This is a genomic window from Amycolatopsis coloradensis (assembly GCF_037997115.1).
In the GTDB taxonomy this organism is placed as follows: domain Bacteria; phylum Actinomycetota; class Actinomycetes; order Mycobacteriales; family Pseudonocardiaceae; genus Amycolatopsis; species Amycolatopsis coloradensis_A.
In genome coordinates this window covers 694,057-714,184 of the sequence record NZ_CP150484.1, presented here as the reverse complement: position 1 = coordinate 714,184, position 20,128 = coordinate 694,057, and the positions used below count along the sequence as shown (strand labels likewise).

At 69.0% G+C, this 20,128-nt stretch carries 26 protein-coding genes; 23 read left to right on the top strand and 3 right to left on the bottom strand.

Annotation, left to right across the window (positions count from 1 at the left end; genetic code table 11):
• The first annotated feature begins 1 nt into the window (after position 1).
• The 11 genes from dnaJ (at position 2) to LCL61_RS03170 (ending at position 8,454) form a co-directional block, all read left to right on the top strand.
• Entirely contained in the window at positions 2–1,162 is a 1,161-nt protein-coding gene (gene dnaJ / locus LCL61_RS03220) for a molecular chaperone DnaJ (RefSeq protein ID WP_340685434.1), read from the top strand.
• A gap of 3 nt (positions 1,163–1,165) precedes the next feature.
• Positions 1,166–1,918 (top strand): 16S rRNA (uracil(1498)-N(3))-methyltransferase, encoded by a 753-nt coding sequence (locus tag LCL61_RS03215; protein WP_340685433.1) that lies wholly within the window; start codon positions 1,166–1,168, stop codon positions 1,916–1,918.
• Between the two features lie 529 nt (positions 1,919–2,447).
• On the top strand, positions 2,448–2,798 hold the full coding sequence (locus LCL61_RS03210; protein ID WP_340685432.1) for a histidine triad nucleotide-binding protein: 351 nt from the start codon (positions 2,448–2,450) through the stop codon (positions 2,796–2,798).
• Between the two features lie 114 nt (positions 2,799–2,912).
• Positions 2,913–3,998, top strand: a complete 1,086-nt coding sequence (locus tag LCL61_RS03205) for a PhoH family protein (protein ID WP_340685431.1) — start codon at positions 2,913–2,915, stop codon at positions 3,996–3,998.
• On the top strand, positions 3,995–4,549 hold the full coding sequence (gene ybeY, locus LCL61_RS03200; protein WP_340685430.1) for an rRNA maturation RNase YbeY: 555 nt from the start codon (positions 3,995–3,997) through the stop codon (positions 4,547–4,549). The genes LCL61_RS03205 and ybeY overlap by 4 nt, the downstream gene beginning before the upstream one ends.
• 11 nt (positions 4,550–4,560) lie before the next feature.
• On the top strand, positions 4,561–5,913 hold the full coding sequence (locus LCL61_RS03195) for a hemolysin family protein (protein WP_340685429.1): 1,353 nt from the start codon (positions 4,561–4,563) through the stop codon (positions 5,911–5,913).
• A complete protein-coding gene (locus LCL61_RS03190) occupies positions 5,906–6,232 on the top strand; it encodes a cytidine deaminase (protein WP_340685428.1) in 327 nt (108 codons plus the stop codon). The genes LCL61_RS03195 and LCL61_RS03190 overlap by 8 nt, the downstream gene beginning before the upstream one ends.
• Positions 6,232–7,131: a GTPase Era gene (era, locus tag LCL61_RS03185; protein ID WP_016332464.1), complete on the top strand. Its 900-nt coding sequence runs from the start codon at positions 6,232–6,234 to the stop codon at positions 7,129–7,131. The genes LCL61_RS03190 and era overlap by 1 nt, the downstream gene beginning before the upstream one ends.
• A 156-nt stretch (positions 7,132–7,287) precedes the next feature.
• Complete coding sequence (locus LCL61_RS03180) at positions 7,288–7,629, top strand: CD225/dispanin family protein (RefSeq protein ID WP_340685427.1); 342 nt, start codon at positions 7,288–7,290, stop codon at positions 7,627–7,629.
• Positions 7,630–7,654: 25 nt separating this feature from the next.
• Complete coding sequence (locus tag LCL61_RS03175) at positions 7,655–8,005, top strand: CD225/dispanin family protein (protein ID WP_340685426.1); 351 nt, start codon at positions 7,655–7,657, stop codon at positions 8,003–8,005.
• Positions 8,002–8,454, top strand: a complete 453-nt coding sequence (locus LCL61_RS03170; protein WP_126729486.1) for a DUF2752 domain-containing protein — start codon at positions 8,002–8,004, stop codon at positions 8,452–8,454. The genes LCL61_RS03175 and LCL61_RS03170 overlap by 4 nt, the downstream gene beginning before the upstream one ends.
• A 227-nt stretch (positions 8,455–8,681) precedes the next feature.
• Here LCL61_RS03170 and LCL61_RS03165 read toward each other — a convergent pair whose 3' ends face one another.
• Positions 8,682–9,215: a hypothetical protein gene (locus LCL61_RS03165; protein WP_340685425.1), complete on the bottom strand. Its 534-nt coding sequence runs from the start codon at positions 9,213–9,215 to the stop codon at positions 8,682–8,684.
• A 48-nt stretch (positions 9,216–9,263) separates the two neighbouring features.
• Between LCL61_RS03165 and LCL61_RS03160 the strand changes: the two genes are divergently transcribed.
• The 8 genes from LCL61_RS03160 to LCL61_RS03125 are packed head-to-tail and all read left to right on the top strand — an operon-like array spanning position 9,264 to position 14,887.
• On the top strand, positions 9,264–10,016 hold the full coding sequence (locus LCL61_RS03160) for an RDD family protein (protein ID WP_340685424.1): 753 nt from the start codon (positions 9,264–9,266) through the stop codon (positions 10,014–10,016).
• Positions 10,017–10,070: 54 nt separating this feature from the next.
• A complete protein-coding gene (locus LCL61_RS03155; protein WP_091599740.1) occupies positions 10,071–10,538 on the top strand; it encodes a CD225/dispanin family protein in 468 nt (155 codons plus the stop codon).
• A gap of 38 nt (positions 10,539–10,576) precedes the next feature.
• Entirely contained in the window at positions 10,577–11,011 is a 435-nt protein-coding gene (locus tag LCL61_RS03150; protein WP_340685423.1) for a CD225/dispanin family protein, read from the top strand.
• 49 nt (positions 11,012–11,060) lie between these two features.
• Positions 11,061–11,822, top strand: a complete 762-nt coding sequence (gene recO, locus LCL61_RS03145; RefSeq protein WP_125676128.1) for a DNA repair protein RecO — start codon at positions 11,061–11,063, stop codon at positions 11,820–11,822.
• Positions 11,823–11,861: 39 nt separating this feature from the next.
• Positions 11,862–12,692: an isoprenyl transferase gene (locus LCL61_RS03140; RefSeq protein WP_340685422.1), complete on the top strand. Its 831-nt coding sequence runs from the start codon at positions 11,862–11,864 to the stop codon at positions 12,690–12,692.
• Positions 12,689–13,111, top strand: coding sequence for a hypothetical protein (locus LCL61_RS03135; RefSeq protein WP_005158775.1), 423 nt, complete (start codon positions 12,689–12,691; stop codon positions 13,109–13,111). The genes LCL61_RS03140 and LCL61_RS03135 overlap by 4 nt, the downstream gene beginning before the upstream one ends.
• A 37-nt stretch (positions 13,112–13,148) precedes the next feature.
• The gene (locus tag LCL61_RS03130; RefSeq protein WP_257488246.1) at positions 13,149–14,165 is read left to right on the top strand and encodes a permease; all 1,017 of its coding nucleotides are present in this window, start codon (positions 13,149–13,151) and stop codon (positions 14,163–14,165) included.
• Positions 14,162–14,887, top strand: coding sequence for a TIGR03943 family putative permease subunit (locus LCL61_RS03125; RefSeq protein WP_340685421.1), 726 nt, complete (start codon positions 14,162–14,164; stop codon positions 14,885–14,887). The genes LCL61_RS03130 and LCL61_RS03125 overlap by 4 nt, the downstream gene beginning before the upstream one ends.
• An 88-nt stretch (positions 14,888–14,975) precedes the next feature.
• On the opposite strand, the gene LCL61_RS03120 is transcribed toward LCL61_RS03125, so the two are convergent.
• The gene (locus LCL61_RS03120) at positions 14,976–15,389 is read right to left on the bottom strand and encodes a Fur family transcriptional regulator (RefSeq protein WP_020629376.1); all 414 of its coding nucleotides are present in this window, start codon (positions 15,387–15,389) and stop codon (positions 14,976–14,978) included.
• Positions 15,390–15,391: 2 nt separating this feature from the next.
• Entirely contained in the window at positions 15,392–15,775 is a 384-nt protein-coding gene (locus LCL61_RS03115) for an ArsR/SmtB family transcription factor (protein WP_340685420.1), read from the bottom strand.
• A 257-nt stretch (positions 15,776–16,032) separates the two neighbouring features.
• Here LCL61_RS03115 and LCL61_RS03110 point away from each other — a divergent pair, with 257 nt between their 5' ends.
• The 4 genes from LCL61_RS03110 (at position 16,033) to LCL61_RS03095 (ending at position 20,002) form a co-directional block, all read left to right on the top strand.
• Entirely contained in the window at positions 16,033–17,106 is a 1,074-nt protein-coding gene (locus tag LCL61_RS03110) for a hypothetical protein (RefSeq protein WP_340685419.1), read from the top strand.
• Positions 17,107–17,113: 7 nt separating this feature from the next.
• Positions 17,114–17,743 (top strand): class F sortase, encoded by a 630-nt coding sequence (locus tag LCL61_RS03105; RefSeq protein WP_340685418.1) that lies wholly within the window; start codon positions 17,114–17,116, stop codon positions 17,741–17,743.
• Between the two features lie 116 nt (positions 17,744–17,859).
• Positions 17,860–18,522: a class F sortase gene (locus LCL61_RS03100; protein WP_340685417.1), complete on the top strand. Its 663-nt coding sequence runs from the start codon at positions 17,860–17,862 to the stop codon at positions 18,520–18,522.
• 91 nt (positions 18,523–18,613) lie between these two features.
• The gene (locus LCL61_RS03095) at positions 18,614–20,002 is read left to right on the top strand and encodes a glycine--tRNA ligase (RefSeq protein ID WP_340685416.1); all 1,389 of its coding nucleotides are present in this window, start codon (positions 18,614–18,616) and stop codon (positions 20,000–20,002) included.
• Positions 20,003–20,128: the final 126 nt, after the last annotated feature.

The window sequence follows — 20,128 nt, the reverse complement described above, 5'->3', positions numbered from 1 at the left end:
GGTGGCGAGGGACTATTACGGCATTCTCGGGGTTGCGAAGAACGCGACGGATCAGGAGATCAAGCGCGCGTACCGCAAACTGGCCCGTGAACTGCACCCCGACGTCAACCCGTCGGAAGACGCTCAGCACCGCTTCGGCGAGGTGACCACCGCGTACGAGGTGCTGTCCGATCCGCAGAAGCGCAAGGTCGTCGACCTCGGCGGCGACCCGATGGACGGCGGCGCCCGCGGCGGCGGAGACCCGTTCTCGGGGTTCGGCGGCCTCGGCGACATCATGGACGCCTTCTTCGGCGCCGCCGGAGGTGGCGGCGGCCGCGGCCGTGGCCCGCGCAGCCGCGTGCAGCCCGGTTCCGACGCGCTCATCCGCCTCGGCCTCACCCTCGAGGAATGCGCCACCGGCGTCGACCGCGAGATCACCGTCGACACCGCCATCGTCTGCGACCTGTGCCGCGGCGCCGGCGCCGCCGAAGGCACCGGCACCAAGACGTGCGACACCTGCGGCGGCGCGGGCGAGGTCCAGTCCGTGCAGCGGTCCTTCCTCGGCCAGGTCGTCACGGCCCGTCCGTGCCCGGTCTGCCGAGGCTTCGGCGAGGTCATCCCCGACCCTTGCCGCCAGTGCGGCGGCGACGGCCGGGTCCGCGCCCGCCGCAACGTCACCGCCAAGATCCCGCCGGGCGTCGGCGACGGCATGCGCATCCGCCTCTCCGGCCAGGGCGAGGTCGGCCCCGGTGGCGGCCCCGCCGGCGACCTGTACGTCGAGATCGACGAGGCCCCCCACGAGGTGTTCGTCCGGCAGGGCAACGACCTGCACTGCAACTTCCGCATCCCGATGACCACCGCCGCCCTCGGCGCCACGGTGCCCATCGAGACGCTCATCGACGGCGACTACGAACTCGACATCGAGCCGGGTACCCAGCCCGCCACCGAACTCGTGCTCACCGCCAAGGGCATGCCGCGGCTGCGGTCCTCCGGCCGCGTCGACGGCCGCGGTGACCTGCACGTCCACATCGACGTCGTGGTGCCGACCAAACTCGACGACGCCCAGCGCGACCTCCTCGTCGAACTCGCCCAGCAACGCGGCGAAGACGTCCCTTCGCTCGCCTCGAACGGCTCCAAGCCCGGCGGGCTGTTCTCCAAGCTGCGCACCAAGAACCACCGGTAACCCGTGCCGGAGACGACACTCCCGGTCTTCCTCACCGCCGCGCTGCCCGGCTCCGGGCGCACCACGCTCGACGGTGAGGAAGCCCGGCACGCCGCCACCGTCCGCCGCCTGCGCGTCGGCGAACGTCTCGTGCTCTCAGACGGTGAAGGCGGCATGGCACGCTGCGTCGTCGAAGCCGTCCAGGCGGGCCGCGACGCCGCGCTCACCCTCGCCATCGAAGAACACTGGATCGAGGAACCGCCCGCCCTGCGCGTCATCGTCGCCCAGGCGCTCGCGAAGGGCGACCGCGGCGAACTCGCCGTCGAACTCGCCACCGAAGCCGGCGCCGACGCCATCGTCCCCTGGCGCGCCGCGCGCAGCGTCGCCCGCTGGGAAGAAGGAACCCGCGGCGACAAAGCCCTCAGCCGCTGGCGCACCACCGCCCGGGCCGCCGCCAAACAAGCCCGCCGCGCCCACGTCCCCGAAGTCGCCGAACCCGTCACCACCCGCGAACTCGCCGAACTCGCCCAGACCGTTTCCCGCGCGCTGGTCCTCGAATCCGGCATCACCACCCGCCTCACCGAGATCGAACTCCCGGCACAAGGCGACATCCTCCTCGTCGTCGGCCCCGAAGGCGGCATCACCGACGAAGAACTGAGTACCCTCACCGACGCCGGCGCGACCGCCATTCGGTTGGGCCCCACCGTTTTGCGCACCTCCACCGCCGCCGCCGTGGCACTCGGGGCGCTGGGGGTTCTCACGGAGCGCTGGAAGTGAAAAAACACCCCACTAATTTGCGGCGAGTTATGGCGCGATCACGCAAACAGCCGTTACTCTCGTTAACTGACGCGCAACACACGGTTTCGGCGCGCCACTGGGGATGAAGCCCAGTCGCGCGCGTGAATCCCCGCCGGGCACCTCCCCCCTCGGTCCGGCGGCGCCGCGGCGGCGGTGGAGCGACCCCCAGGCTCCACCGCGCCGCGGCATCTTCATTTCGGGGGCTTCGCAGGCTCCGCCCCGAAATTCGCTGCCGCGGCGCGGTTCCGCGTGTTGACCCGGGGGGCCGAGCCCCCCGGACCCCCACGGTGCGGTCGGCGGAGGTTGGCGGGCGGAGCGGCAAAGCGAAGCGTGCGTAGGGGAACGAGCGTGCGTAGGTCTTCGGTACCGGCCTAGGGCCTGGCGGCCCTCGCCTGGTGAGATGGAGGCGCGTCGGTCGTGAGTCGTCCGTTCCATCACGCGTGTCGTCCGTCTGATCACGTGTGTCGGCCATCCGCGCACGTACTCAGCGTGGGGATAGGGTGGGGGAATGAGTGACGCGGAGACGTTGTTCGAGCGGATCATTGCGGGGGAGATCCCGTCCGACAAGGTGTACGAGGACGCGACGACGTATGCGTTCCGGGACATAGCGCCGCAGGCCCGGGTGCATGTGCTCGTGGTGCCGAAGAAGCGCTACCGGAACGTGGCGGAGCTGGCGGCGGCGGATCCGCAGTTGCTGGCGGATGTCGCGCTTACGGCCCGCAAGGTGGCGGAGATCGAGGGGATCGCCGAGTCCGGTTACCGGGTGGTGTTCAACACCGACGGTGACGCCGGGCAGACCGTCTTCCACGTGCACGCGCACGTGCTCGGCGGCGAGCAGCTGGGGCATTTCGGGCGCTGAAGCGCGCGCCCCGCGGAAACCGGACTGCGTGCCGACACCCGCAACCAGTAACATCGAACTTGTCACTGTCGTTGAAAATCGCAGCGTAAGCGCAGGAAGTAGGCCCGAGGCCACGTGGCCGGAACCGTACCGGGTGAAGCCGCCCGACCCGACGTTCCCGCGGACGTCATCCCGACGAAGACCGACGAGGCCGCGGTCACCGAGGCGGCGCAGTCCCGATTCCCCATTCCCGACGCCGCCGCGCTCAGCCTGCTCGGCTCGAGGGACGAGAACCTCCGCGTCGCCGAGGAACTCCTCGCCGCCGACGTCCACGTCCGGGGCAACGAGGTCACCCTGACCGGCGCACCCGCCGACGTCGCCTTCGCGGAGCGTGTCTTCGCCGAACTCGTGACCATCGCCGGCCGCGGCCAGCAGGTCGACCCGGCCACCGTCCGCCGCACCGTCGGCATGCTCTCCACCGGTGACCACGAGTCACCGGCCGAAGTGCTGAGCATGAACATCATCTCCCGGCGCGGCAAGACGATCCGGCCCAAGACGCTCAACCAGAAGCGCTACGTCGACGCCATCGACAAGCACACGATCGTCTTCGGCATCGGCCCCGCCGGTACCGGCAAGACGTATCTCGCCATGGCGAAGGCCGTCCAGGCACTGCAGGCGAAGCAGGTCACGCGCATCGTGCTGACCCGTCCGGCGGTCGAAGCCGGTGAGCGCCTCGGCTACCTGCCGGGCACGCTCAACGAGAAGATCGACCCGTACCTGCGCCCGCTCTACGACGCGCTGCACGACATGGTCGAGCCCGAGTCGATCCCGCGGCTGATGCAGGCGGGCACCATCGAGATCGCGCCGCTGGCGTACATGCGCGGCCGCACCCTCAACGACGCCTTCATCATCCTCGACGAGGCGCAGAACACCACGCCGGAACAGATGAAGATGTTCCTCACCCGGCTCGGGTTCGGCGCCAAGATCGTCGTCACCGGCGACGTCACGCAGGTCGACCTCCCCACCGGCCAGAAGAGCGGCCTGCGGGTGGTCCGCGACATCCTCGAAGGTGTCGAGGACCTGCACTTCGCCCAGCTCACCAGCCAGGACGTGGTGCGGCACAAGCTCGTCGGCGACATCGTCGACGCGTACGAGAAGTGGCAGGCGCTGCAGGACAGCCAGGACAAAGGCAACGGCTGGAAAGGGCAACGCCGTTCATGAGCATCGAGATCGCCAATGAATCGGGCGTGAACGTCGACGAGGCCTCCATCGTGTCGGCCGCCCGCTTCGCGCTCGACAAGATGGAGGTCAGCCCGCTCGCCGAGCTGTCCATCCTGCTCGTCACCCTCGAGGTGATGGAGGACCTGCACGAGCGGTGGATGGACCTGCCCGGTCCCACCGACGTGATGGCCTTCCCGATGGACGAGCTCGACTCGTCGCGCCGCCCCGACGCGCCGGACGCGTCGCCCGCGCTGCTCGGCGACATCGTGCTGTGCCCGGCGTTCGCGAAGGACCAGGCCAAGACGGCGGGTCACTCCCTGATGGACGAGCTGCACCTGCTCACCACGCACGGCGTGCTGCACCTGCTCGGCTACGACCACGCCGAACCGGCCGAGGAACGCGAGATGTTCGGCCTGCAGAAGCGGATCCTCGGCGAGTTCCAGGCGGCCGTGGCCGCGCTCAACAAGCGTGACGCGCAGCGCTCCGCCGACGACAGGCTCCTCGGAACCGCCGGCCTCGACGCCGTGCCCGCCGACGAACCGCCGGCCTAGGCGGCGCCGAAATGGGTAGTCCCGCGGCCCTGCTGATCATCGCCATCGCGCTGATCCTGCTCGCCGGGGTGTTCGCGGCCGCCGACGCGGCGGTCAGCACGGTCTCCAAGGCCCGTGCCGACGGTCTCGTCCGGCTCGGCCGTCCCGGCGCGCGTCAGCTCGCGCTGGTCATCGCCGAACGCCGCCGTCACATCAACCTGATCCTGCTCCTGCGGATGACCTGCGAGCTGACCGCCACCGTGCTGGTCACCGTCGACGTCCTCGGCTGGGTCCGGCCGCTGTGGCTCGCCGTGGTCGTCGCCGCCGGCGTGATGGTCGTGGTGAGCTACGTGCTCATCGGGGTCGGCCCGCGCACCCTCGGCCGCCAGCACCCGTACCGGATCGGCCTGGTCGTCGCGGGCCCGGTACGCGTCCTCGGGTCGATCCTCGGCCCGCTCAGCAGGCTGCTGATCGTCCTCGGTAACGCCATCACCCCCGGCCGTGGCTTCCGCGAAGGCCCGTTCACCTCAGAAGTCGAACTGCGTGAACTGGTCGACCTCGCCCAGGAACGCGGCGTCGTCGAGGAATCCGAACGCGAGATGATCCACTCGGTGTTCGAGCTCGGGGACACCGTCGCGCGCGAGGTCATGGTGCCGCGCACGGAGATCGTCTGGATCGAGCACGACAAGACCGTGCGCCAGGCGCTCGCGCTGGCCCTGCGGACCGGGTTCACCCGGCTGCCGGTGATCGGCGACTCCGTCGACGACGTGGTGGGCGTGGTCAACATCAAGGACCTCATGCCCGCGTACATGGCCGAGGGCGGCTCGCAGCGCCAGGTCGAGGAGCTGATGAACCCGGCGAGCTTCGTGCCGGACTCGAAGCGGCTCGACGACCTGCTCAAGGAGATGCAGGTCTCCCACAACCACATGGCGATCGCCGTCGACGAGTACGGCGGCACCGCCGGCCTGCTCACCATCGAGGACATCCTCGAGGAGATCGTCGGCGAGATCACCGACGAATCCGACACCGACGAACGTCCCGAGGTCGAAGAACTCGAAAACGGCGCGGTCCGCGTCTCGTCCCGGCTCTCGATCGACGACCTGGGCGAACTGTTCGGGATCGACCTCGAAGACCACGACGTGGAGACCGTGGGCGGGCTGCTCGCCGAGCGACTGGGTAGGGTCCCGCTGCCGGGGGCCGAAGCCGAGGTCGCCGGACTTCGGCTGTTCGCCGAAGGCGGTAAGGACCGGCGCGGGCGGATGCGGATCACCACGGTGGTCGTCCACCCCGCCGACGCGGACGCGGTGACCGACGCTGCCCAGGGCAGGCGCCGGACCCGGGTCCCGCAGCCCGATGAAAGTGACAGGAGTGTCGAACATGCCTGAGCTGGACGCCGAGGACCAGAAGCTGGTGACCCTGGCCAGGTCCGCGCGAGCCCGCACCCAGGCCGCCGAGGGTGCCGCGCTCCGCGACACCGACGGCCGCACGTACGCGGCGAGCACGGTCGACCAGCCGTCCTTCAAGCTCACCGCGCTCCAGGCCGCCGTCGCCGCCGCCGTTTCGAGTGGAGCCGAAGGAATCGAGGCCGCCGTCGTCGTCAGTGCTGACGCCCTCCTGAACGGCGCTTCGCTCCAGGCGGTGCGGGACATCGCCGAAGACGCCCCGGTCTATCTCGCGGATCCCAGCGGCAAGGTGCTGAGCTGATGGCCGAGCCGCATCGTTCCGGATTCGCCTGCTTCGTCGGACGCCCCAACGCGGGCAAGTCGACGCTGACCAACGCGCTCGTCGGCAGCAAGGTGGCGATCACCTCCAGCAAACCGCAGACGACCCGCCACGCCATCCGCGGCATCGTCCACCGCGACGACGCCCAGCTGGTGATCATCGACACACCGGGGTTGCACCGGCCGAGAACCCTGCTCGGCGAGCGGCTCAACGACATCGTCCACTCGACATGGTCCGAAGTGGACGTCGTCGGGCTTTGCGTGCCAGCCAACGAAAAAGTCGGTCCCGGTGACCGGTTCATCGCCGCCGAGCTCAAGAAGATCGCCAAGCGCACCCCGGTGATCGGCGTCGTCACCAAAACGGACCTCGTGAAACCCGAGCAGGTCGCCGAGCAGTTGCTCGCCCTGCAGGAGGTCATGGAGTTCGCCGAGCTGATCCCGGTGTCCGCTGTGGACGGTTTCCAGGTCGGCGCGCTCTCGGATCTGCTGGTGCGGCACCTTCCCGAAGGCCCGCAGCTGTACCCGGGCGGCGAACTCACCGACGAACCCGAGCAGACCCTGGTCGCCGAGCTGATCCGCGAGGCGGCGCTGGAGGGTGTCCGGGACGAGCTCCCGCATTCGATCGCCGTCACCGTCGAGGAAATGCTGCCCCACGAGGGCAGGGACGACATGATCGACGTGCACGCGTTCCTTTATGTGGAACGACCGAGCCAGAAGGGCATCATCCTCGGGCACAAGGGTGAGCGGCTGAAGGACGTCGGCGCCCGCGCCCGGCAGCAGATCGAGGGGCTCCTCGGTTCGAAGGTCTACCTCGACCTGCACATCAAGGTCGCCAAAGAGTGGCAGCGCGACCCCCGTCAGTTGCGACGGCTGGGCTTCTGACTGAACGGAATGTCTCGATTCGGTCGCGGAGACCGGTTGATGGTGTGGAACCGGACGGGTGACCTTAGAGTCTCAACCCTTGACTCCGGTGATCGCTGATCGGGCGGCGGCGCCCGGGTCGATTTCCACATCTCATTCGTGAAGGGAAAGCGGTAAATGACCGACAACCAGGGCCTGCCCAACTACTCCGGCGACCCTCAGGGCGGTGGAGGCTTCAACAACCCCGGCCCGCCGCCCAACAACAACCTGGTGTGGGCGATCCTCACCACGATCCTGTGCTGCCTGCCCTTCGGTATCGTCGCCATCGTCAAGGCGAACCAGGTGAACACCCTCTGGGCGCAGGGCCAGCCCGCCGCGGCGCAGGAAGCGGCCGACGCGGCCAAGAAGTGGTCGATCATCGCGGCGATCGTCGGCGCCGTGATCGCCGTTCTGTACGTCATCCTCGTCGTCGTGCTCGGTGTCTTCGCGACCTCGGTCGACGTGAACAACTACCGCTGATCGAGGCGATCGAGGGGGAGACCTCATGACCGACCAGTACCCGAACTACCCGCCTCCCGGCGGGCCACCGCCGCAGCAGCCGTACTACGGCGGCGTGCCGAACTACGGTCCGCCGCCGGACAACAACCTGGTGTGGGCCATCCTCTGCACGGTGTTGTGCTGCTTGCCGCTGGGTATCGTGGCGATCGTGAAGTCGAGCCAAGTGCAGACGTTGTGGTCGCAGGGCTTCCACGCCGAAGCCCAGAAGGCCGCCGACGACGCGAAGAAGTGGTCCATGTGGGGAGCGATCTCCACTGGCGTTCTTTTCCTGCTGTACATCATCTTCATCGTGGTGATGGTCATCATCGGCGCGTCGGCGGGAAGCTTCACGCCGTGACGTCGTCCGTCTACACGGGATTCCCGGCGCGCGGGTTCAAGGCGAAGGCCCGCGCGCTGGGGCCGCCCCTGGCCATCGCCGCCGGCGCGGGGCTCGGCTGCGTCGTCCTCTGGCTGGGTGATCCCACCACTCCGGGCGGGCCGCTTCCGGTCTGTCCCACCAAGACCCTGCTGGGCATCGCCTGTCCGGGCTGTGGCGGCATGCGCATGGTCTACAGCGCGCTGCACGGGGACATCCCCGCCGCGCTGCACTACAACGCGGTGTCCTTTGTGGTCCTTCTGTTGCTCGTCTGGAGCACCGTCGCCTGGGCGGTCGGCAGGCTCCGTGGCCGTGCGGTGAACAGCTGGCTGCACTGGCGCTGGACGCCGCTCGCGTTCGGTGTCGTGTTCGTCGTCTGGTTCGTCATCCGTAACCTGCCCTTCGCCCCGTTCACCTCGCTCTACGTGTGAGTGCCGGGCCGAGGCCCGGATCGTCGGTGGTACCGAGTACGCTCCCGCGCACCGGTCTGCTCGGTGTGTACCCATGCCGTACATTCAGCCCGGGTCGCCCACTAGGCCCCGTGCGCCAGGGGCGAGGAACCAGCGAGGGGATTTCGATGACCACTCCCTACGGCCAGCAGCCGCCGGGACAGCAGCCGCCGCCCGGATCCGGGCCCCCGCCGGGAGAGGGGCAGCAGTCACCGCAGCCGCAGCAGCCGTTCGGACAGCAGCCGTCGGGAGAACAGTCTTCGCCGTTCGGGCAACAGGCCCAGCAGTCGCAGCAAGGTGACCAGGCTTCGCCGTTCGGCCAGCAGGCTCCTGGTGAGCAGGCTTCGCCGTTCGGGCAGCAGCAATCTGGTCAGCCTTCGCCCTTCGGGCAGCAAGCGCCCGCCGAGCAGCCCTCGCCGTTCGGCCAGCAGCCGCAGCAAGGTGGCCAGTCTTCGCCGTTCGGGCAGCAGGCTCCTGGTGAGCAGCCCTCGCCGTTCGGGCAACAGCCGCCGCAGTCCCAGCAGCCGCAGCAAAGTGGCCAGTCTTCGCCGTTCGGGCAGCAGCAGTCGCAGCAGAGTGACCAGTCGTCGCCCTTCGGGCAGCAGCCGAGTCAGCCGTTCGGAGCGCAGCCGCAGTCCCCGTTCGGCCAGCAGCCGGGGCAGTCTTCTCCGTTCGGGCAGCAGGGCCAGCCCTCGCCGTTCGGTCAGGCCGCCCAGTTCGGCCCGCAGACCGACTACGCCCACTGGGGCCTGCGCGCGGCCGGGTCGCTGATCGACTTCGCGCCGATCTTCGTGCTCCCGATCATCGGCGCGATCATCGCCACGAACGCGAATTCGCTCGTCGGCGGCATCATCTCCGGCGTCGGCTACCTCGCCGGGATCGCCTGGACCGTCTACAACCGGTGGATCAAGATGGGCACCACCGGCCAGTCGCTCGGCAAGAAGATCCTGAAGATCAAACTCGTCCGCGAGAGTGACGGGCAGCCGATCGGCCCGCTGATGGCCTTCGTCCGGGACCTGTGCCACAACCTGGACGGCTGGGTCTGCGGTCTCGGTTACCTCTGGCCGCTGTGGGATCAGAAGAAGCAGACGTTCGCCGACAAGATCCTCAGCACCGTCGTCGTGCCGGGCGAAGCCGCCGCGCCCGCGTCGGCGCCCTTCGGCCAGGCGCCGGGGTTCCCCGAGCCGCCGCAGCCGGCTTCGTCGTCGTTCCCCGCGCCGCCCTCGCCGTTCGGCCAGCAGCCGCAGCAGCAGCCGTTCGGCGCGCCCCAACAGCCCCAGCAGCCACAGCCGTTCGGACAGCAGCCGCCCCAGCCGTTCGGTCAGCAGCCGAAGGGAACCACGGCGCCGTCCTCGGAGTCCCAGCCTGGACCGGCCCTGGGCGAGTCCGAGCCGACGCAGGTCCTTCGCCCGGGGCAGCAGCCTCAGCAGGCGCCGTCCGGGTTCGACGAAGCCGAGCCGACGCAGAAGATCACCCCGGAGCAGCTGAGGCAGCAGTTGCCCGGAGCGGATGGGCCGAACGTGCCCGGAACACCGCAGCAGTAAGGAACGACCGGCGGGATCCACCCGTCGGGAAGCACGACACAAGTGGGGAACCCGATGACGAACCCGTACGGCCAGCAGCCCGGCCCCGGCCAGCAGCCCTATGGTCAGCAGCCTCAGCCCGGATACGGACCCCCGTCCGGCGCCACGCCCGCGCCGTACGGCCAGCCTTCCGGCGCGAACCCGATGCCGTACGGCCAGCCGGCGCCGTATGGCCAGCCCGCGCCGTACGGTCAGCCCGCGCCCTACGGCGCTCCGGGCGGCATGCCCGGTGGCGGCGACATCAACTCGATCCCGGACTACAAGGGCTGGGCGATCGGGTGCATCTTCCTCTGCTGGATCATCGCGATCTTCGCGATCATGAAGTCCAACGAGGTCAACACGTACAAGATGCAGGGCAACTACGCCGCCGCCATGGACGCGTCGAAGTCGACGAAGACCATGTGCATGATCGCCTCGATCATCGGCGGGGTCGGCTGCCTGTTCTCCATTCTCTGGATCGTCCTGGTCGCCGCGAGCATCTAGCCCGACCCGTAGCCGAAAGAACAACGAGGACCACTTTCATGACCAACCCCTACGGCCAGCAGCAGCCCTACGGACAGCAGCAGCCTGGCTATGGGCCGCCCTCCGGTGGCATGCCCGCTCCCTACGGGCAGCCCGCCCCGTACGGCCAGCCTTCCCCTTACGGCGCTCCGGGCGGTATGCCGGGCGGCGGTGGCGACATCAACGCCATCAAGGACTACAAGGGCTGGGCGATCGGCTGCATCTTCCTCTGCTGGATCATCGCGATCTTCGCGATCATGAAGTCCAACGAGGTCAACACGTACAAGATGCAGGGCAACTACGCCGCCGCCGCGGACGCGTCACGGTCGACACGGACCATGTGCATGATCGCGTCGATCATCGGCGGCCTCGGCTGCCTCTTCGCCATCGTGATGATCATCATCTCGATCGTCGCGGCCGCGTCCGTGCCGAGCTGCTACGGCCGCTACTGCTGATTCCGGGGCGCACCACCCCGATGTCGGTCCCGGGTGGGACGATGTCGGGGTGGTGAACCTCTATCGCGACACCGGAGTGGTGTTGCGGACGCACAAGCTGGGTGAGGCCGACCGGATCGTCACCCTGCTCACGCGGCGGCACGGCAAGGTCCGTGCGGTCGCGAAGGGCGTGCGTCGGACGTCATCGCGCTTCGGGGCTCGTCTGGAGCCGTTCGGGCACGTCGACGTCCAGTTCTACACCGGCCGTTCCCTCGACGTGATCACCCAGGTCGAGACGGTCGACGCCTTCGCGCTGCCCCTGGTGGCCGATTACCAGCGCTACACCGCCGCGAGCGCCATCGCCGAGACGGCGGACCGCCTGTCCGCCGAAGAGGGCGAGCCGGTGCTCAAGCTCTACATGCTCGTCGTCGGAGCCCTTCGCGCGCTCGCGGGCGGGGAACGGGACAGTTCCCTCATCCTCGATGCCTTCTTCCTGCGGGCGATGGCGTACGCCGGCTGGGCGCCCGCGATCACCGAATGCGCCCGGTGCGGCCTGCCAGGACCGCACAAGGCGTTCAGCGTGTCGGCGGGCGGCTCGATGTGCCCGGATTGCCGGGTCCCCGGCTGTGTCCACCCCTCCCCGGAGGTGCTGACCCTGCTCGCGGCGCTCCTGCACGGCGAGTGGCCGGTGGCCGAGGCTTCGCAGCCGGTGCCGCGGCGGGACGCGTCCGGCCTGGTCGCGGCCCATCTGCAGTGGCATCTGGAGCGCCAGTTGCGGTCGCTGCCGCTGGTGGAGAGGCGTGCGCGGGAGACCAGCACGCAGGCGCAGTAGGGTCGCAGGCACAGGTTCGCTCGATCAGGAGGCTCGAAGGTGCTGCGCAGGGGACGCGAGAACAAGGCGTCACAATTCGAACTTCGCGCGCCGGAGCCGCATCCGTCCGGTGCCCGGCCGCCGGAGATCCCCCGGGAACTCCTCCCGAAGCATGTGGCGCTGGTGATGGACGGCAACGGCCGCTGGGCCAACCAGCGGGGACTGCCGCGGATCGAAGGCCACAAACGCGGGGAAGCGGTGATGATCGACGTCGCCAGCGGTGCCGTGGAGCTGGGCGTCAAATGGCTGTCGGTGTACGCGTTCTCCACCGAGAACTGGAAGCGAAGCCCGGAGGAGGTCCGCTTCCTGATGGGCTTCAACCGCGACACCATCCGCCGCCAGGTCGACTACCTCGGTTCGATCGGCGTCCGCATCCGCTGGGCGGGCCGCCGCCCCAAGCTGTGGGCGAGCGTCATCAAGGAACTGCAGGTCGCCGAGGAGAAGACCAAGCACAACACGGCGCTCAACATGACCATGTGCGTCAACTACGGCGGCCGCGCCGAGCTGGGTGACGCCATGCGGCGGATCGCCCAGGACGTCGCCGACGGGAAGCTGAACCCGGACAAGGTCACCGAGAAGACCATCGGGAAGTACCTGTATCAGCCCGACATGCCGGACGTGGACCTGTTCCTGCGGCCGTCGGGGGAGCAGCGCACGTCGAACTTCCTGCTCTGGCAGTCGGCCTACGCCGAGATGGTCTACCAGGACACGCTCTTCCCGGACTTCGACCGCACCCACCTGTGGCGGGCCTGCCTCGAGTTCGCGAAACGGGACCGCCGCTTCGGCGGGGCCGTCGACAAAGCCGACAAGGCTTCCGAAGGGACCGCATGACCACCGAAGCAGCGGACACGGCGGCGTTGCTGACGTCGGCACGGGAAGCCCTCGAGCGCTATCTCGAAGTCCACGTCGACGACGACGGCGCGCTGACCTTCTCGCACGCGGACGTCCCGTGCGTCATCCAGGCGACCCGGCTGGCCGAAGGGCTGACCGTGCTGAGCCTGACCTGCGTCGTCGCCTGGGACCTGCCGGACGACCCGGCGATCGCGGCCTCGGCGGCGGAACGCGCTGGACAGGGCTTGTTCGGGACGCTCGGCGTCGTGCGCTCGGAGAAGGGCATCGACATCACGCTGAGGTACGCGTTCCCGGCGGAGGGCATGGATCCCTCGCCGCTCGGAACGCTGCTCATGCTGGTCGTCTCGACGGCGTCGCAGCTGCGTTCGGACCTGCTGGGGACCGCTCCCGGGGAGTGACCGCCGGAACGCAGGGTCACCTGGCATCATCGCGCGCATGGAAACCATTTCCAGGAGCGCCCCGGAGCGGAAGCCCGCCCGGCGGTTCAAGATCACCTCGATCGAGGTGCTCTGCGCGATCCTGCTGATCGCGATCCTCGGGCAGAGCTGGCTCCAGCAGGTGTTCGACGTGCCCGCGCTGCGGACGGGCTCGACGGTGTTCGTCGCGGTCTGCGTGCAGGCGTTGCCGTTCCTGGTGCTCGGGGTGCTGATCAGTGGCGCGATCGCGGCGTTCGTGCCCGCGCGGGTGCTGGAGAAGGTGCTTCCTCGCCGGGCCGGCGCGGCGGTCGGTGTCGCGGGGCTGGCCGGGGTCGCGCTGCCGGGTTGTGAGTGCGCCTCGGTGCCCGTCGCGCGGCGGCTGATCGGACAGGGTGTCGCGCCCGCGGCCGCGCTGACGTTCCTGCTGGCCGCGCCCGCGGTGAACCCGGTGGTGCTGGTGGCCACCGCGGTGGCGTTCCCTGGGAACCCGGAGATGGTGTTCGCCCGGTTCGCCGGTTCGCTCGCCACGGCGATGGTGATGGGCTGGCTGTGGGCGAAGTGGGGGAAGCTCGACTGGATAGCGGAGCGCGCTTTGCGGCGTCTTCCCGAGGTCCAGCACGGTTCGCGCTGGAAGACCTTCGCCGAGACCGCGCGGGCGGACCTGGTCGAGGCGGGCGGGTTCCTCGTGCTCGGCGCGATGATCGCCGCCGCGATGAACGTCCTGGTGCCCGCCAAATGGTTCGGGGTGCTGGGGGAGCAGATCGTGCTCGGGGTGCTGGTGATGGCCGTGCTCGCCGTCGTGCTGGCGCTGTGCAGTGAGGCCGACGCCTTCGTCGCCGCGTCGCTGACCGCGATGCCGCTGCTTCCGAAGCTGGTGTTCCTGGTGGTCGGGCCCGCGATCGACGTGAAGCTGTTCGCGCTCCAGACCGGTACCTTCGGCAAGTCGTTCGCGCTGCGGTTCGCGCCTGTGACGTTCGTCGTCGCGCTCTCCTGCGCCGTCGTCTCCGGCGTGCTCATCCTCGGAGGTGGCGCGTGAAACGCGAGACCCAGAACATCCTCCTGATCCTGCTCGGCGGGGCGCTGCTCAAGATCACGATCAACGGCGACTACCTGCGCTACGTCAAACCCGCGCAACAGCCGTGGATCATCGCCGGCGGCGCGGTGATGGTCGCGCTGGGCGCGGTCGCGATCGTCCGTGACCTGCTGGCCGCGCGGGCCGCCGCCGTCGTGTCCGGGGACGTCCACGCGCACGACCACAACACCCGGTCGGCCTGGCTGCTGATGGTGCCGGTGCTGGCCGTGTTCCTGGTCGCGCCGCCCGCGCTGGGCGCCGATTCGGTGACCCGCACCGAGGCCAGGGCGCCGCAAAGCGCTTCGGCGAGCAACGCGGCCGCCTTCCCGCCCCTGCCCGCCGGGGACGTGGTCCCGTTGGAGGTCAACGAGTTCGTCAGCCGGGCGGGCTGGGACAAGAGCGGCAGCCTGAACGGGCGGACGGTGCGGCTGTCCGGGTTCGTGGTGCACAACGAGGGCAACACGATGCTGGCCAGGATGGTGATCGGCTGCTGCGCCGCCGACGCCTTCCCGATCACCGTGCGGATGGTGGGCGAGGGCGCGTCGGGATTCGGCGACGACACCTGGCTGGAGGTCACCGGGACGGTCGTGCCGGGGACCGCGGTGCGGGAGAACAGCTACATGCCGGACTTGACGCTCACCTCGGTGCGGCAGGTGCCGGCGCCGAAGGACCCCTACGAGTACTGACCGCGCCCCCCCCTGCGGCGTGCGATGAAGGACGCTTTCACAGCAAAATTTGCTATGAAAGCGTCCTTCATCGCACTACTAGAGGGCGTCAGTGGTTCGAGCAGGTCCCGACGATCTCCACGGTGTGGCTGATGTCGGAGAAGCCGTGCTCCGAGGCGATCTTCTCGGCCCACCGCTCCACGGCCGGTCCCTCGACCTCGACGGTGCTGCCGCAGAGCCGGCACACCAGGTGATGGTGGTGGTGCGACGAGCAGCGCCGGTAGATGGCCTCGCCGGTGTCGGTGCGCAGGACGTCGATCTCGCCCGCCTCCGAGAGCGACTGCAGCGTCCGGTAGACCGTGGTGAGCCCGATCCCGTCGCCGCGTTTGCGCAGCTCGTCGTGCAGTTCCTGGGCGGAACGGAAGTCGTCGATCTCCTTGAGCAGCTCGACCACGGCGGCCCGCTGTTTCGTCGACCGGCGTCCCGGCACCGGCGCGGAACTGTTGGCCGTCGTCGGACTCATGCTCACTTCCCCTCCTGAACGTGGGCTACGGCGTCCACCACGATATGCGCAAGGTGATCGTCGACCAGCCGGTACACCACCTCACGGCCGCGTCGCTCACCCTGTACGACACCCGCGGTCTTCAGTACCCGCAGGTGCTGGCTGATCAGCGGCTGCGCGACATCGAGCGTGTCCACCAGTTCGTGGACGCACCGGTCCGCGTTACGCAGCTGCAGCACGATGGCGATGCGCACGGGTGCGGCGAGTGCCCGGAGCAGGTCGCCGGCGTCCGCGAGGACGGCGGGCGAGGCCGATACGGCGGGTTCGGCGGGGGGACGGGCCGACGAATGCGGTCCGGGGTCTTCCGAGAGGCCCGGGGCGGCCGAGTCCGGGGTCACCGTAGCCATCGCCGCCTCCATGTTCATGATTTCCGAAGTCATTGCCAGTAACAGTCCAGTCCATCTTAGTGTTCCCGTCCCGGGTGGTCTGTTCGCCGACCGGGCGACCACTCGGTGGCGGCGTTACTGCTCCATTCGGGTGAGTTCGCGGAGAAATGGCCATTCCGCTTCGCATGTCGTCGCCGACGGTGCAAGGTTGTCGCGGAGCGTTTCGTCGCTTCTCGCTGACGACCGCGCTCTGAGAGCCCGAGAGGCAGTGGGGAGACATGACTCGTTTCGTGACGAAGCTGGCCGCCGCGACGGCGGCCATCGCTTTGGCGTCGGTTCCGGGGCTCGCCTCGGCGCAGACGACGCAGGCCGTCGATGAGAAGACCGGTCCCGTGTCGTTCGCGAACGTGGCGTCGGTGCGCATCGGGAACCCGGGATCACTGATCACCGAGACCCAGCGTTCGCCGTTGACCCCCGGCCAGTCGAAACTCTCCCCGGACCGCACCGTCGTCCCGCGTGACGCCGGTGAGCGGACCACCCTCGGTGACCAATGGGCGATCAACCTTGGCCGTTACGGCGATCAGAGCCCCTTCCCGGCCGGGATCGCCAGCCGCGACCACAACGTGATCGCCGCGCTGCAGCAGACCACGGTCCCGACGGCGGTCGCGGAGAGCAACTACGCCCTCATCGACAACGGGCGCGGCGGCGCGAAGCCCATCGACAACACCGTGCTGGTGCTCGAAGGCGCGAAGAGCTCCGTCGACTGCTCCTCGCCTGGCAAGGCGACGTCGTCGACGAGCGTGGGCAAGATCTGGGTGCGGGACCAGAACGGTGACCTGAAGCCGTCCGGCGCTTCGGGTATCGACGTCAAGGGACTCAAGCTCGGCCCGCCGTCGACCGGTGGGATCGACAAGACGGCCAGCAAGGACAAGACCACCTCCGACCTGACGGTGTCGCGGGTGACCGCCTTCGACCAGCTCATCCGGCAGGACGGCTGGCGCGCCGGTGACGTGACCGCGGTGGCGGGCTGGAAGGTCGACGTCGTCACGCACGTGCGCGACGAGGAGGACAAGGATCTGCGCGAGGCCCGCACGACGATCGTGCTCGGCGGCGTGAGCTGCGGTATCCCGAGGAACTTCGTGGCGAAGCCCGCCGGCGGTACGGGACCGGGCGCGGCGCCCGCGCAGCCCGCGGTGCCGGGGACGGTGCCCGCAGGCGGTATCCCGCCGCAGAACGCGGACTCGACGCGGACCGTGGTCGGGCTCGGGCTGCTGGGCGGCGGCATCGTGATCGGCGCCGCGGCCATGCTGCTGCTCCGCCGTCGCAAGCCCGTGCCGGTCCGGGAGAAGTAGCGGCCCCGTGCGGTCCTGGCTGGCGGCACTGTCCGCCGTCGTCGCCGCGCTCGCCATCTCAGCGGGCGTCGTCGTGCTGACCTGGATCCCGCCGGAACCGGTGGTCTCGTTCGCGGAACCCGCGGTCATGCCGGGCGAGGACGGAGCTCCCTTGGCGCTGCCCGCCGACAGTTCGAAACGGGGGCAGCGGCCCGGCACGATCCGCCTGCCCGAAGGCGGATCGGCGAAACTCGTCCGCTCCGAAGTCACCTCCCACGGTGTCCTCCCGATCCCGCGCGGCCTCGCCGACGCGGCGTGGTGGGGTGCGCGGCTCGGCGCCGAAGCGGGTACGTCGCTGATCTCCGGGCACGTCAACTGGGGCGGCGTCAAAGGGCCCTTCGACGAGCTGTGGCGGATGCACGAGGGCCAGGAGGTGGCCGTCAGCGACGCGGCGGGCGGCATCTGGGTCTATCGCGTGCGCGAGGTCGTCACCGTGCACAAGAACGACCTGCCCGCGCGGGCGGCGAAGCTGTTCGCGCAGAGCGGGCCGCACCGGCTGGTGCTGGTCACCTGCGGTGGCGACTACCTCGGGGGAACGGACGGCTACCGGGACAACCGGGTCATCGTCGCGACTCTCGTTTCCGGGCCGCCCGCCTGACTACCGCATTCAGAGGACGAAATGCGGGAAGTCGGTGCAACCTCTCTCGGCTCGCGTCGCGTGTCTAGCCACACCGGCCGCTCCGGCGGCTTGACGCGAGCAAGGAGTAATACCCGATGGTGGGACAGTTCGACGACGGTACGGCGAGCGAGGTGCGGCCGAAAAAGCGTTCCGGCCTGGGCTGGATCCTCGCCGGTGGCGCGATCTTCGTGGTGGTGGCCGTGGTCGCGGTGCTGGTTTTCACCGGAAAGAGTGATTCCGTCGTCGCGGCCGCCCAGGACCAGGTGACCACGTCGTCGGTGCAGACACCCCAGGCTCCGGCGGACACGGGACAGGCGCCCGGCACGGTCAGGCTCCCCGGCGGCGGCACGGCGAAACTGATCCGCAAGGAACTGACCGCGGACGGGACCCTCCCCATCCCCGAGGGTCTCGACGAAGCCACCTGGTGGGGCGCGAAACTGGGCGCCGGCCAGGGGGCTTCCCTGCTTTCCGGGCATGTGAACTGGAAGGGGAAGAAGGGCCCGTTCGACGAACTGTGGCGGCTCAAGACCGGCCAGCAGGTCGACCTCGTCGACACCGACGGCGGCAAGTGGGTCTACAAGATCGGCGAGATCGTCACCGTGCACAAGACGAAGCTGGCCGAGCAGGCGGAGAAGCTGTTCGGACCGGACGGGCCGCATCGGCTGGTGCTGGTCACCTGCGGTGGCGAGTACGTCGGCGGGACCGACGGTTACGAGGACAACCGCATCGTCACCGCCTCCTTGGTCAGCAGGCCCTGAGCGGTCCGACCTCGCCGGAGGTCGTGCGGGGACGGGCGGTTAGTCTTGTCCTTCTAGTCCATACCCGTCCCCGCATGCTTCGGAGCGTGGAGTGCCCGCCAACACCATTGAGACCGTCGTCAGCCTGTGCAAGCGTCGAGGCTTCGTTTTCCCGTGTGGAGAGATCTACGGCGGTACCAAGTCGGCGTGGGACTACGGGCCCCTCGGTGTCGAACTCAAGGACAACATCAAGCGCCAGTGGTGGAAGACCGTCGTGCAGAGCCGCGACGACGTCGTCGGCCTCGACTCCTCGGTGATCCTGCCGCGCCAGGTGTGGGTCGCGTCGGGTCACCTCGACGTCTTCACCGACCCGCTGATCGAATGTCTGTCCTGCCACAAGCGTTTCCGCGCCGACCAGCTGGCCGAGGACTTCTCCGCCCGCTCGGGCAAGGAGGTGTCCGAGGACGACCTGTCCGAGGTGCCGTGCCCGAACTGCGGCACCCGCGGGCAGTACACCGCGCCGCGTGACTTCAACATGATGCTCAAGACCTACCTCGGCCCGGTCGAGTCCGAGGAAGGCGTGCACTACCTCCGCCCGGAGACCGCGCAGGGCATCTTCATCAACTTCCTCAACGTGCAGACCGCGGCGCGCAAGAAGCCGCCGTTCGGCATCGGCCAGATCGGCAAATCGTTCCGGAACGAGATCACGCCGGGCAACTTCATCTTCCGCACGCGCGAGTTCGAGCAGATGGAGATGGAGTTCTTCGTCGAGCCGGGCGAGGACGAGACCTGGCACCAGTACTGGATCGACGCGCGCACCGAGTGGTACAAGGACCTCGGGATCAAGGCGGACAACCTCCGCCTCTACGAGCACCCGAAGGAAAAGCTCTCCCACTACTCGAAGCGCACCGTCGACATCGAGTACCGCTTCGCGTTCAACGCCGGCCAGGAATGGGGCGAACTCGAAGGCATCGCGAACCGCACCGACTTCGACCTCACGACGCACTCGAACCACTCCGGCGTCGACCTGTCGTTCTTCGACCAGGCCACGAAGCAGCGGTTCCGCCCGTTCGTCATCGAGCCCGCGGCCGGTGTCGGCCGGTCGATGATGGCGTTCCTCGTCGACGCCTACCACGAGGAAGAGGTGCCGAACGCCAAGGGCAGCACCGACACCCGCGCGGTGCTCAAGCTGGACTACCGGCTCGCGCCGTTCAAGGTCGCCGTGCTCCCGTTGTCGCGCAACGCCGATCTCACGCCGAAGGCGCGCGATGTCGCCGCGGCGCTGCGCAAGCACTGGAACGCCGACTTCGATGACGCCGGCGCGATCGGCCGCCGTTACCGGCGCCAGGACGAGATCGGTACGCCGTACTGCGTCACCGTCGACTTCGATTCGCTCAACGACCACGCGGTGACCGTGCGGGAGCGCGACACCATGGCGCAGGAGCGGGTCGCGATCGACAAGCTGGAGTCGTATCTGGCGGGGCGCCTGATCGGCGCCTGACGCACTCGGCCCATGACATGAAAGGCCCCTTCATCGCAAAATTTGCGATGAGGGGGCCTTTTNGCAAAATTTGCGATGAAGGGGCCTTTCATTGCACCGGGGGGAAGCGTCGAAGGGCTACCCCTG